The 12079-nt window shown below is 59.7% G+C and carries 12 protein-coding genes; 2 read left to right on the plus strand and 10 right to left on the minus strand.

Annotated features, from left to right (window positions below; all coding sequences use genetic code 11):
* Positions 1-76 precede the first annotated feature (76 nt).
* The 4 genes from KGB24_RS09895 to minC all read right to left on the minus strand — a co-directional run bounded on the left by KGB24_RS09895 (position 77) and on the right by minC (position 2897).
* Positions 77-712 (minus strand): RluA family pseudouridine synthase, encoded by a 636-nt coding sequence (locus KGB24_RS09895; RefSeq protein WP_008031443.1) that lies wholly within the window; start codon positions 710-712, stop codon positions 77-79.
* Positions 713-892: 180 nt separating this feature from the next.
* The gene (minE, locus tag KGB24_RS09900) at positions 893-1147 is read right to left on the minus strand and encodes a cell division topological specificity factor MinE (RefSeq protein WP_007944431.1); all 255 of its coding nucleotides are present in this window, start codon (positions 1145-1147) and stop codon (positions 893-895) included.
* Positions 1147-1959: a septum site-determining protein MinD gene (gene minD / locus KGB24_RS09905; protein ID WP_008031445.1), complete on the minus strand. Its 813-nt coding sequence runs from the start codon at positions 1957-1959 to the stop codon at positions 1147-1149. Before minD ends, minE begins: the two co-directional genes overlap by 1 nt.
* A 200-nt stretch (positions 1960-2159) precedes the next feature.
* Positions 2160-2897: a septum site-determining protein MinC gene (minC, locus tag KGB24_RS09910; protein WP_032832547.1), complete on the minus strand. Its 738-nt coding sequence runs from the start codon at positions 2895-2897 to the stop codon at positions 2160-2162.
* Between the two features lie 118 nt (positions 2898-3015).
* Here minC and KGB24_RS09915 point away from each other — a divergent pair, with 118 nt between their 5' ends.
* Positions 3016-3948 (plus strand): lipid A biosynthesis lauroyl acyltransferase, encoded by a 933-nt coding sequence (locus tag KGB24_RS09915; protein WP_008031451.1) that lies wholly within the window; start codon positions 3016-3018, stop codon positions 3946-3948.
* A 161-nt stretch (positions 3949-4109) separates the two neighbouring features.
* Positions 4110-5282, plus strand: a complete 1173-nt coding sequence (locus tag KGB24_RS09920; RefSeq protein ID WP_223414384.1) for a patatin-like phospholipase family protein — start codon at positions 4110-4112, stop codon at positions 5280-5282.
* 131 nt (positions 5283-5413) lie between these two features.
* On the opposite strand, the gene KGB24_RS09925 is transcribed toward KGB24_RS09920, so the two are convergent.
* The 6 genes from KGB24_RS09925 to alc all read right to left on the minus strand — a co-directional run bounded on the left by KGB24_RS09925 (position 5414) and on the right by alc (position 12010).
* On the minus strand, positions 5414-6199 hold the full coding sequence (locus tag KGB24_RS09925; RefSeq protein WP_192227308.1) for an outer membrane protein OmpK: 786 nt from the start codon (positions 6197-6199) through the stop codon (positions 5414-5416).
* Positions 6200-6574: 375 nt separating this feature from the next.
* Positions 6575-7360 (minus strand): outer membrane protein OmpK, encoded by a 786-nt coding sequence (locus KGB24_RS09930; RefSeq protein WP_223414383.1) that lies wholly within the window; start codon positions 7358-7360, stop codon positions 6575-6577.
* Between the two features lie 169 nt (positions 7361-7529).
* Positions 7530-8882 (minus strand): nucleobase:cation symporter-2 family protein, encoded by a 1353-nt coding sequence (locus tag KGB24_RS09935; RefSeq protein ID WP_223414382.1) that lies wholly within the window; start codon positions 8880-8882, stop codon positions 7530-7532.
* Between the two features lie 168 nt (positions 8883-9050).
* Positions 9051-10343, minus strand: a complete 1293-nt coding sequence (locus KGB24_RS09940) for a urate hydroxylase PuuD (RefSeq protein WP_223414381.1) — start codon at positions 10341-10343, stop codon at positions 9051-9053.
* A 51-nt stretch (positions 10344-10394) separates the two neighbouring features.
* The gene (locus tag KGB24_RS09945) at positions 10395-10898 is read right to left on the minus strand and encodes an ureidoglycolate lyase (protein WP_007988150.1); all 504 of its coding nucleotides are present in this window, start codon (positions 10896-10898) and stop codon (positions 10395-10397) included.
* 116 nt (positions 10899-11014) lie between these two features.
* Positions 11015-12010: an allantoicase gene (gene alc / locus KGB24_RS09950; protein WP_008031459.1), complete on the minus strand. Its 996-nt coding sequence runs from the start codon at positions 12008-12010 to the stop codon at positions 11015-11017.
* Positions 12011-12079: the final 69 nt, after the last annotated feature.

The following is a 12079-nucleotide window of genomic DNA, read 5'->3' on the forward strand; positions in this document are numbered from 1 at the left end:
GTCAATCAAAGTTGATGTCGATTGGCACTCCGCTTTCGCGGGCAAGCCTCGCTCCTACAGATTCGGCTTTTTCCGCTTAGAACGGTGCCGGGCACTCGAAGCGCAGGCGTTCACCGGTCTGCGGATGAGTGAAGCTGAGCATGCTCGCGTGCAGGCACAGCCGTGGCCAGGCGGCCAGCGCCTGCTCGTGGGCATAGAGCCCGTCACCCAGCAGCGGGTGGCCGATGGAGAGCATGTGCACGCGCAACTGATGGGAGCGGCCGGTGATCGGCGTCAGTTCAACGCGGCACCAGTCGCCGCATCGTTCCAGTACGCGCCAGAATGTCAGGGCGTTTTTGCCGAACTCGAAATCCACCACATGGCGCGGCTTGGTCGGCGGGTCGTAGCGCAGGGGCAGGTCGATGCTGCCGCTGTCCAGTTCCGGCTGGCCCCAGCAAAGTGCGGTGTAGGCCTTTTCGGTTTCACGGTCGTGAAATTGCCGAGACAATTCGCGATGGGTGTCCGGGTCACGGGCCAGCAGAATGATGCCGGAGGTTTCCCAGTCCAGGCGATGGACGATGCGGGCTTCGGGGTAGCCGTTTTCTTGCAGGCGGGTGATCAGGCAATCCTTGTTGTCATCGGCCCGGCCAGGGACGGAAAGCAACAGGGTCGGTTTATTCACCACCAGTACGGCGGCGTCCTGATGGATGATGTGGACGTTGGACAGCGGCATTAAACAGCCTCGTAACAAACGCCAACGGCGACTCAGGCTTTCAGGGCTCTTGTAGGAGCGAAGCTTGCTCGCGAAGGTGTGTCAGCAACGTTAATGTCGACTGACACACCTTCGCGAGCAAGCTTCGCTCCTACAAGGAGCTGCAAAAGCCTGAGCCGCCGTGGCTCCCGACGGATCGACTCAGCGATCCGGCAGGGTGATATTGAGTTCCAGAATCGAGCAGCTACCCTGGTTTTCCAGGGCGACATGCACGTCATCGGACCCGATATTGACGTACTTGCGGATGACTTCGACCAGCTCTTTCTGCAAGGCTGGCAAGTAATCCGGCGTACTGCGTTGGCCGCGTTCATGCGCCACGATGATCTGTAGACGCTCTTTCGCTACCGACGCAGTACTTGGCTTCTTGTTGGCGCGAAAGAAGTCAAAAATGTTCATTACCGACCTCCAAACAAACTCGCAAAGAATCCTTTCTTCTGCACATCGAGGAATCGATGTTCTACGGTTTTACCCAGCAGACGTTCGACTGCATCGCTGTACGCCTGACCGGCGTCGCTCTGGTCGTCAAGAATTACGGGTACACCGGAGTTGGAAGCCTTGAGTACCGCTTGGGATTCCGGAATGACGCCCAGCAGGGTCACGGCCAGAATCTCTTTCACGTCTTCGACGCCGAGCATCTCGCCATCACTGACGCGTTGCGGGTTGTAACGGGTCAACAGCAAGTGTTCCTTGATCGGGTCTTCGCCGTTTTCGGCGCGACGCGATTTGCTGGCCAGCAGGCCCAGCATGCGGTCCGAGTCACGAACCGAGGAGACTTCCGGGTTGGTCACGACGATCGCTTCATCGGCGAAGTACATGGCCAGGTGAGCACCTTTCTCGATGCCGGCCGGGGAGTCGCAGACCACGAATTCGAAGTCTTCTTTCAACGCCATCAGGACTTTTTCCACGCCTTCGACAGTCAGCGCGTCTTTGTCGCGGGTCTGACTGGCGGCCAGTACGTAGAGGTTTTCCAGGCGTTTGTCTTTGATCAGGGCCTGTTGCAGGTTGGCTTCGCCGTTAACCACGTTGACGAAGTCATACACGACGCGACGCTCGCAACCCATGATCAGGTCGAGGTTACGCAAGCCGACGTCGAAGTCGACGATAACTGTTTTGTGACCGCGCAGTGCGAGGCCGGTACCGATAGCAGCACTGGTGGTGGTCTTACCCACACCACCCTTGCCGGATGTAACCACGAGAATCTTGGCCAAGGTGTTTCACCCCTAAGGAAAAAGGACATTTAGCCCCTGAAAAACATCTCTGGAAAAACGACTGCAGTCGGACAGCTTGGCTGGAATCCGGTCCTGAACCGCGCTTACCCCCGGTAAACACTGCTTTAGGCCTTTTTCCTACTTCGTTTGAGCCGTTTTCGCTACGTTTTAGAGATGCTTGGAAAATGCGGCAGTATCCGTTAAAGCCGAATGATGTTCAACACATCGCCCGACAGGCTGACCTGTACACCCGCGCCCCACAAAGGATCGCGACGCAGATCTTCCGAAACCTTGTAGTGGCCTGCGATGGAGACCAGTTCAGCGCTCATTTGCTGACAGAAAATCCTGGCTTTCGTGTCGCCTTTGACCCCGGCCAATACACGACCGCGCATCGGTCCGTATACATGGATGTTGCCGTCGGCGAGAAGTTCCGCCCCCGGGCTGACCGAAGAGATCACGACGAGGTCGCAACCCTGGGCATAAATCTGCTGGCCGCCCCGTACCGGCGAGGTGATGATTTTCGTCGGTTTTATCGTCGGTTCAGCGGGTTTTTCCGGTTTCTTCGCCACGGTGCCTTCAAGCGGGTCCAGCGCACGCTCGCGGGCGCCGGAGGGCGGCAGCACCGGCAGGTCGACCGCGATGGCGGCGGCGATGTCTTCGATGCGACTGGCGCGGATCGCCAGCGTGCGCAGGCCGTGCTGGCGGCAGACGCGCATCAAGCCTGGCAGATCGACCGCGCCTTCGCTGGCCGGAAGCTTGTCCAGCGCCAGTACCAGCGGCGCGTTGCTGAAAAAGCCAGGCGCTTGGGCGACCTTGGCGGCCAATTGCCGATCAAGGCTTTCGAGGTCGTTGCGGGCCAGCTCCAGCACGGTAATGGCGAGCATGCTGCCCTTCAACTGGAACACGGGATCCTGGTCTTGCGGTTCGATTTGGCTCATGGTCGGCATACAACGGCTTGTCACTAAAAGTGCCGAGACTTATAACGAGAACGCTCGCGAGCCGCAAGCCGGGTCGAACGATGTAGAATGCGCGGCCATTGTCTTTCCGGAACCTTTAATGGATCGCCCGCGTTTTCAAAAAACATTTCTGATGCCGCGTTTCTGGCCGCTGTGGTGCGGCTTGGGGCTGTTGTGGCTGATCGTTCAGTTACCTTACCCGGCGCTGCTGTTTATTGGTCGTGCCCTCGGTGCATTGATGTATCGCGCGGCGGGCGACCGACGGCGCATCGCCAAGCGCAACCTGGAGCTGTGCTTCCCGGAAAAATCCGCTGCCGAGCGCAAGCGCCTGCTCAAGGAAAACTTTGCCTCCACCGGCATCGCGTTCTTTGAAATGGCCATGAGCTGGTGGTGGTCGCGGGAGCGCCTGGCCAGGTTGGCGCATGTCGAAGGGCTGGAGCACCTGAAAAAAGCCCAGCGCGAAGGCAAGGGCGTGATTCTGATGGCCGTGCATTTCACCACGCTGGAAATCGGCGCGGCATTGCTCGGCCAGCAACACACCATCGACGGCATGTACCGCGAGCACAAGAACCCGCTGTTCGATTACATCCAGCGCAATGGCCGTGAGCGACACAACCTCGACTCGCTGGCCGTGGAGCGTGAAGACGTGCGCGGCATGCTCAAACTGCTGCGGGCCGGCCGGGCGATCTGGTACGCGCCGGATCAGGACTACGGCGCCAAGCAAAGCATCTTCGTGCCGCTGTTCGGGATTCAGGCCGCGACCGTCACTGCCACCAGCAAGTTTGCTCGGCTGGGCAAGGCGCTGGTGGTGCCGTTCACGCAAGAGCGTCTGGCGGACGGCAGCGGTTATCGCTTGGTGATCCATGCGCCGCTCGAAGGTTTCCCTGGCGAGACCGAAGAGGCCGATTGCCTGCGAATCAACCAATGGATCGAAGGCGTCTTGCGCGACTGCCCGGAGCAATACCTCTGGGCCCATCGCCGCTTCAAGAGTCGTCCGCCGGGCGAACCCAAGTTGTACGCAAAACGCGGCTGAACCACGATCCCCTGTGTAGGAGCGAGCTTGCTCGCGATGGTGGTCAACGCTAACGCGGGGAACCTGATACCCCGCGGCGTCCTTATGACCATCGCGAGCAAGCTCGCTCCTACAGGTACAGGGGAATGGAAAATTCCAACTAGCACCATGGAGAGTTGTGCATGAGTCCAGGCGAACCGGTTACAGGGTTGATTCTTTCCGGCGGCGGGGCTCGGGCGGCCTATCAGGTCGGCGTGCTGGCAGCGATTGCCGAATTGCTGCCGGTGGGGGCAAACAATCCGTTCCCGGTGATCGTCGGCACCTCGGCCGGGGCGATCAATGCGGTCAGCCTCGCCAGCGGGGCGATGGACTTTCGCAATGCCATCGAACGCCTGACCGCTTTCTGGCAAGGGTTTCGTAGCCATCTGGTTTTGCGCAGCGACTGGCCGGGCGTGATCCGTCAGGCCAGCCGGTTTGTCAGCCACAGTCTGCTCGGCATCGGCGCTCAGGTGCCTGTGGCCCTGCTCAACAGCTCGCCGCTGCGCGGGTTGCTCAACGATAAATTGCACATGACCGGCATCGCCGAAGCCATCGCGCAGAAGCAGTTGAAGGCCGTGGCGGTCACCGCGTTCGGTTACGAATCAGGTCAGGCGGTCACCTTCTATCAGGGCGGCGGCACCATCGACGCCTGGTTGCGCCATCGGCGCATCGGCGTTCCCACGCAGTTGACCGTCGAGCACTTGCTCGCCAGCTCCGCCATCCCGCTGCTGTTCGCCCCGGTAAAAATCGGCGAGGAATATTTCGGTGACGGCGCGGTGCGCCAATCGGCACCGATCAGCCCGGCCCTGCACCTGGGGGCCAGCCGCGTGCTGGTAGTGGGCGTCAGTGGCAACCCGCGCGGTGTAGACCCGGAGCGACCGCTGCAACGGGCCTATACCGGGCAGCAACCGACGCTCGCGCAGATCGGCGGTCACATGCTCAACAGTACGTTCATTGACAGCCTGGAAAGTGACATCGAACTGCTGCAGCGCTTGAATCAGTTCAGCCATCTGATGCCCGCCGGCACGCCGACCCGCACGCTCGGCGTAGCGCCGGTGGAGGTGCTGGTGATTTCGCCGAGCCAGCCGATTGATGAGATTGCTGCGCGACATCGCCAGGAGTTGCCGGCAGCGCTGCGTCTGTTTCTGCGCGGTCCGGGGGCGACCAAGACCAGTGGGGCGGGGGTGTTGAGTTACCTGCTGTTCGAGGCGGGGTATTGCAGCGAGTTGATAGATCTGGGGCGGCGTGATGCGTTGGCCAAGAAGGATGAGTTGTGTCGGTTTCTTGGGTTGGTGCAGCCGGTGATTCCGGCTTGAGATCGGCGGCGCGACCTTCGCGGGCAAGCCATGCTCCTACAGGTTTTGTGTCGTTCACATAATGGGCGAACGGCACAAAACCTGTAGGAGCATGGCTTGCCCGCGAAGGCGTCCTCACAGACGCCGCTGGATCAGAAGTGGAACTTCACCAGGAAGCTCGTCGTGCTCTGATCAGTCTTGAAGTACTGGCTATCCTTAATCCCGTACTTGTCCGACCAATAGTCATACTCCACACCCACATACAGCTGCTTCTCGCCAAAATTCAGCGCTTTACCCAAGTCATATTTAACTTGCGGGTTGAAGTGCAGGTTGGCGTGGTAATCGCCTTTGGAGTTGGAGTCGTTGTCGACTACCCAGTCCATGAAACCGTCGATCAGGATGCTCGAATCGCCGACCGGGATGGTGTAGGACCAGACCGGGGTGATCTGCCAGACGTTGTCGCCCGCACGGCTGCCTTCGGTATGACGCTGGTAGAAGTTCAGCTGGAAGTAGTCGAAACCGGGAATCGCCAGGTCGAAACCCGGGCCGATCAGATAGGACTCGGTATCGCCTTCACCAAACTCGTACGTCATGGCCAGCAACACGTCTTTGACCGGGCCGAATCCGATTTTCTGGTCGAGGACTTTGCCCAGGGAAATACGTGGGCTGAACTCACCGTAATAGGTGTTCGGGCCGACGTTGAAATCCTTTTCGCCGTTGTAGAAGATCTTGTCGACGAAGAAGAAGTTATCCCCATATTTCCAGCCGTCGGCGTGTTCGAAGGTCACGGTCTGCTGAATGCGCGGGTTGACCTGGAAGTCTTTGCCATAGAGGTAGGTCAGGCTGTTGTTCTGCCATTGCAGCAAGTCGCTGGCCATGGCCTGGCCCCCGGCCAGCAAGGATCCCGCCAGCATCAGGCTAGTGCACGTACGTTTCATTCGGTTGCTCCCAAAAAGTAGGTGTTTCACGTTGTTTTTTTAAGGTCGGCGCTCTGGTGTGGCGCCTTTTTCCGTAGCGGTAAAAAATCATCCAATCGGTCAGCTTCAGTGCTGTTAGCAAGAGCTGCGCCAAGGCTTTCGAAAAGCAAAAAAACTCCCGTTCGGCGGCTCAAGAGCCGTCGATTGAGAGGGGGGTTGGAATGCCTTGATACCGTCCAGGGCCGGGATAAGTTGGCTTTCTGGTCAGGAATTAAATCCGGGCTTTTTTTTAAAGCGGATTCAGGCGGCCGCGGAGAATACTGACTCCAGGGCCGGGTCTCAAGTGCCCCGCAACAGCGCACCGACGACAGGTTTGGGGCACTGGTGCGGGTCATCTTAAAAGTGCACCTTCACCAGCAGGCTGGTGGTGTTTTCATTGGTGTCGAAGTTGGTGTTGTTTTCCACGCCGTACTTGTCTTTCCAGTAGCTGTACTCGACGCCGACATACACCTGTTTCTCCCGCCAGCCCAAAGCCTTGCCCAGGTCGTATTTGATCTGCGGGTTGAAATGCAGGTTGGCGTGATAGGTGCCGCGCGCGTTCTGGTCGTTGTCCACGACCCAGTCGAGGTAGCCGTCGATCAACAGGTTCGAATGGCCCAGCGGGACGGTGTAGGACCAGGCCGGTGTGATCTGCCAGACATCATCCCCGGGGCGCGAGCCTTCGGTCTGGCGATAGTAGAAATTCAAGGTGAAAAAATTGAAGCCCGGTACTGCAAGGTCGAAGCCGGGGCCGATCAGGTAGGCCTCGGTGTCGTCTTCGCCATTCTCGTAGGTCATGGCCAGCAACACGTCCTTGATCGGGCCGAACTCGAAGCGGCGGTCGAGGATTTTGCCGAAGGAGAGGCGCGGGCTGAATTCGCCGTAATAGGCATGAACGCCTTTGTTCCGGTCTTTTTCGCCGTTGTAGTAAGTGCTGTCGACGAACAGGAAGTTGTCGCCGTACTTCCAGCGGTCGGCGTGTTCGAAGGTGATCGTCTGCTGAATCGACGGGTTGATCGCGAAATCCTTGCCGTACAGATAGCTCAGGCTGTTGGTCTGCCACAGCAGTAAATCGCCGGCCATGGCTTGGCTGGCAGCCAGAAGACCGCTGCCTAACAGCAGGTTTGTCTGTGTCCGAATCATCTGTTGCTCCCTCTTGTTTTTATTTTCAAGGCGCAGGAAACCCCACCCCTGTAGGAGCCGGCTTGCTGGCGATGGTCGTTAACGAATACGCGTGTTATCTGGATAAACGCGGTGTTCTCGGGTTCATCGCGAGCAGGCTCGCTCCCACAGGGGGTTGTGCGTTTCAGTCTTAGTGGGCGTGGCAGTCGTTGATCGCGGCGCGTTCCTTGCCGCCGAGGATGTTGAACAGCAGGTTCAGCGCCAAAGCACTCAACGTCGCCATGGCGATGCCGCTGTGGGTGATCGGGCTCATCCACAACGGCAGGTGGGCGAAGAACTCCGGACGTACCACCGGAATCAGGCCCATGCCGATGCTCACCGCCACCAGCAATTGGTTGCGACGGTCACCGATGTCGGCTTCCTGGAGAATCTTGATCCCGGTGGCGGCGACCATGCCGAACATCGCAATCGCTGCGCCGCCAAGCACGGCGGGCGGAATCGAGGCGACCAGGAACGCGGCTTTCGGCAGCAGGCTCAACACCACCAGCAACCCGCCGGCAACGATTGTCACCGAGCGGCAGCGCACGCCGGTCATCTGCACCAGGCCGATGTTCTGCGCGAAAGAGGAATGGGTGAAGGTGTTGAAGAAACCGGCGAAGAACGACGCACCGGCATCGCACAGCAAGCCGCGACGCAGCATCCGTGGGCAGACTTCCTGGCCGGTGATTTTGCCCAGCGCGAGGAACATCCCGGTGGATTCGACGAAGATGATCACCACGACAAGGCACATCGAAAGAATCGGCGCGAGTTCAAACTTCGGCATGCCGAAGTGCAGCGGGGTGACGAATTGCAGCCAAGGCGCCTGGGCCATTCCGCTGAGGTCGACCATGCCGATCAACCCGCAGATCACGTAACCGAGGCACATGCCGATCAGCACGGAAATGTTGACCCAGAAACCGCGCATGAAACGATGGACCAACAGAATGGTGGCCAGCACCAGTGCGGCGATGGCCAGGTAAATCGGTGAGCCGAATTGAGCGGCACCGGCACCACCGCCCGCCCAATTGACGGCGACGGGGAACAGCGACAAACCGATCGAGGTGATGACTGTGCCGGTCACCAGCGGCGGGAAGAACCGAACGACTTTGGACATGAACGGTGCGATGAGCATGCCGAAGAACCCGGCGGCGATGGTCGCGCCGAAGATTCCTTGCAGGCCGATACCGGGCATGCCGGCCATGGCGACCATGCTGCCGACGGCGGCGAAGCTGGCGCCCATCATCACAGGCATGCGAATGCCCATCGGGCCGATGCCCAGCGACTGGACGATGGTGGCGATGCCGGCCACCAGCAGGTCGGCGTTGATCAGGAAGGCGATTTCTTCACGACTCAGGCCAGCGGCCTGTCCGATGATCAGCGGCACCGCGATGGCTCCGCCGTACATCAGCAAAACATGTTGCAGACCGACCAGGATCAGTTGCAAAAGGGGCAAACGCTGAATGGCGGGTGCGTCGGGGATGCGCGCTTGGGATAGCTCGGACATGCAACACCTCGGATCTTTTTTATTCTTGTGATTTTGTGCATCAGGGAAGACCGCGTTGCGGCCATTCGCGGGCAAGCCTCGCTCCTACAGGTTCTGGGGCGATTTGCATCATTTGTGAACGACGCAAAACCTGTAGGAGCGAGGCTTGCCCGCGAAGCTTTTCAACGGTTAATTGGTCGGGGCTCCCTGAACAATCCACGCGCCGATCAGGTCACGTTCCTGCTGGGTCATCTGGGTGATGTTGCCCAGTGGCATGATCTGGCTGGTGACGGCTTGAGCCTGGATGCGCGCCGCGTTCTGGCGGATCTGCTCGGGGGTATCGAACATCACGCCGGCCGGTGCTGCGCTGAACAACGGGCTGGTCGGCTTGGCCGAGTGGCATACCGCGCAACGTTCCTGGATCACGCTGTGCACTTTGTCGAAACCCGGGCCGGCGTTTGCCGCCTGGACCGGTGCTTCAGCAGGTTTCGCGACGGCAGGTTTGGCACCACCGCCGAGGGCGGTTTCCGGCAGCGGCTGGTACTCGATGGTGCCAGGTGCCTTGGCCACTTCAGGTGCGCTTGGCATCTGCGCCGGGCCAGTTACGTAAGCCAGGCAGATCATGCCCACGGCTGCGACGGGCAAGGTCCAGGCAAACTTGTGGCTGTCATGACGGGTGTTGAAGTAGTGACGCACCAACACCGCCAACACTGCGATCCCGGCCAGGATCAGCCAGTTGTACTGGCTGCCATAAGTGCTCGGGAAGTGGTTGCTGATCATGATGAACAGCACCGGCAAGGTGAAGTAGTTGTTGTGACGCGAACGCAGCAGGCCTTTGGCCGGCAGTGCCGGATCGGGCGTGCGGTTCTCGGCAATCGCCGCTACCAGTGCGCGCTGCGCCGGCATGATGATGCGGAACACGTTGCCGACCATGATGGTGCCGATGATCGCGCCGACGTGCAGGTACGCACCACGACCGCTGAACACTTTGCTGAAGCCGTAGGCGGCGCCGATGATCAGCACGAACAGGATGAAGCCGAGCAGGGCAGGGCGTTTGCCCAGGGCCGAGTCGCAGAGGAAGGAGTAGACGAACCAGCCAACGAACAAAGAAGCGATGCCCAGTGCGACCCCTTCAGGGCCGGTCAGGCTGCTGCCCGGTGCCAGCAGGTACAGCGTCGGGTTGGAGTAGAACACCACGCACAGCAGCGCGATCCCCGACATCCAGGTGAAGTAGGCTTCCCACTTGAACCAGTGCAGGTTGTCCGGCATGGTCGGTGGAGCCAGTTTGTATTTTTCCAGGTGATAGATACCGCCGCCGTGGATCGCCCACAAATCACCGGCCAGACCGCTTTTCGGGTTGACCCGATTGAGGTTGTTTTCCAGCCAGACGAAATAGAACGACGCACCGATCCAGGCCACGCCAGTAATCATGTGAACCCAGCGCACGCTCAGGTTCAGCCATTCCAACAGATGTGCTTCCACAGTCTTTACCTCTCGCCCGTCACGCTTGTTGTCGCGTGATCGGACCTTCTCTTATTGGTGGGGGGCGAGGATCAAACGCTCATCCTCTTTGAAAAAATGCTCATCGCAGTTATTGCCTGTGCCACTGCGATCAACCACCAGGAAGTCATCCCGCTTTTCGATCGTCAGCACCGGGTGGTGCCAGACGCCGCGATGGTAATTAATGCCCTGCCTGCCGTTGGTGACGAAGGCGCGGACCAAGCCTGATACAGGTTCATCGCCAAGTGGCGCGACCACGATCAGAAAGGGGTTGCCGAGCAGCGGAATGAAAGCCTGGCTGCCCAGCGGGTGACGCTCCAGCATGCTGACGGTCAGCGGCATGTCCTGCGCGTCGGCGCGGAAAATGCTGATGATCGCCTTGTCTTCTGGCGTGGCGGTTTCCACCGTCGCCAGTTTATGAAAGCGCATGGTCGAACCGTTGTTGATCATGAAGTGATCGCTGCCGTCGGTTTCGATCACGTCACCGAAAGGGGCGAAGGCTTCTTTGGTCAGCGGTTCAATCGTCAGTGTGCGCATGCTGGTCTTCTTATCCGAATTCAATGTTGTTTGTTCTGTCGTCTTCGCGGGCAAGCCTCGCTCCTACGGTTTGAGAAACCTGTAGGAGCGAGGCTTGCCCGCGAAGGCCTCACCGCTTATTTAGCAACCTTGCCCAGGACGCGCAGGCGGCTCACACCGCCATCCGGGAACACGTTCAGGCGGATGTGGGTGATCGGGCCCAGTGCCTTGATCTGCTCGGCGAAGGTGTGTTCGGCGTGCATTTCCAGTTTCTGCGCCGGCAACAGTTCGCGCCAGAACAGCGATTGGGTTTCGATCTGGCTGTCGGTGCCGCCCTTCACAAAGGCGCCCTGGATCGAGCAGGTGTCCGGGTAGTTGCCCTTGAAGTGCAGGGTGTCGACGACGACTTTTTCGATCTCGCCGGCATGACCCAGCGCGACGATCACCCAGTCATTGCCCGGCGTGCGACGACGTGCGGTTTCCCAGCCGTCGCCCATGTTGATGCCACGGCCCGGGTTGAGGATGTTGCTCATGCGGCCGAAGTGTTCGTCGGAGCAGGCGAGGGCGCGGCCACCGTTCAGGGCGGCGGCCAGGTCGACTTGCTCGTTGTCACCCACAGCGGACCAGTCGCGGAACGGAATGCCGTAGACACGCAGACGGGCCACGCCACCATCCGGGTAGATGTTGAAGCGCAGGTGGCTGAAGGCCTGGTCGTTGCTGATTTCGTGGTAGTGATGGCTGTTGCCTTGCAGCTCGACGGCCGACAGCACTTCAGTCCACTGGGTGTTGTCGTCCGGTTCGCCAGACGCGAGGAAGCAGGCTTCCAGCGAAGCCGACGGCGGGAAGTTGCCGGTGAAGAATGAAGTGTCGATGTCTACGCCTTTGATCGAACCCGGCACGCCCAGGCGGATGACCGCGCTGTCGTAGCCTTCGAAGCGTTTGCGACGCGATTCCCAGCCGTCCATCCACTTGCCGTTGTCATCGAACACGCCCTCCTTCCACACGGCCGGGGTCGGTTGGAACAGACGGTTGGCGTCTGCGAACCAGTCATCGGTGACCGAAATGATTTTGGTGCCCAGGCGGGCGTCGGCCAGGTTGACGAACTTCTCGAAAGGTACGGCGTAAGCTTTCATTCTTCTTGTCTGCCTTTAATAAGTTGGCTTGGGATGCTTGCAGTGCCCTGGGCGATGTTTGCGTCCAAT

The organism is Pseudomonas sp. BF-RE-25, from assembly GCF_019956105.1.
GTDB classification, from domain to species: domain Bacteria; phylum Pseudomonadota; class Gammaproteobacteria; order Pseudomonadales; family Pseudomonadaceae; genus Aquipseudomonas; species Aquipseudomonas migulae.

Coding starts and splice junctions, on each gene's coding strand:
- minC (WP_032832547.1), bottom strand. CDS start 2,897: ATGAGCCAAATCGAACCGCAAGACCAGGATCCCGTGTTCCAGTTGAAG.
- KGB24_RS09915 (WP_008031451.1), top strand. CDS start 3,016: ATGGATCGCCCGCGTTTTCAAAAAACATTTCTGATGCCGCGTTTCTGG.
- KGB24_RS09925 (WP_192227308.1), bottom strand. CDS start 6,199: ATGAAACGTACGTGCACTAGCCTGATGCTGGCGGGATCCTTGCTGGCC.
- KGB24_RS09945 (WP_007988150.1), bottom strand. CDS start 10,898: ATGCGCACACTGACGATTGAACCGCTGACCAAAGAAGCCTTCGCCCCT.
- KGB24_RS09920 (WP_223414384.1), top strand. CDS start 4,110: ATGAGTCCAGGCGAACCGGTTACAGGGTTGATTCTTTCCGGCGGCGGG.
- KGB24_RS09935 (WP_223414382.1), bottom strand. CDS start 8,882: ATGTCCGAGCTATCCCAAGCGCGCATCCCCGACGCACCCGCCATTCAG.
- minE (WP_007944431.1), bottom strand. CDS start 1,147: ATGAACATTTTTGACTTCTTTCGCGCCAACAAGAAGCCAAGTACTGCG.
- alc (WP_008031459.1), bottom strand. CDS start 12,010: ATGAAAGCTTACGCCGTACCTTTCGAGAAGTTCGTCAACCTGGCCGAC.
- KGB24_RS09895 (WP_008031443.1), bottom strand. CDS start 712: ATGCCGCTGTCCAACGTCCACATCATCCATCAGGACGCCGCCGTACTG.
- KGB24_RS09930 (WP_223414383.1), bottom strand. CDS start 7,360: ATGATTCGGACACAGACAAACCTGCTGTTAGGCAGCGGTCTTCTGGCT.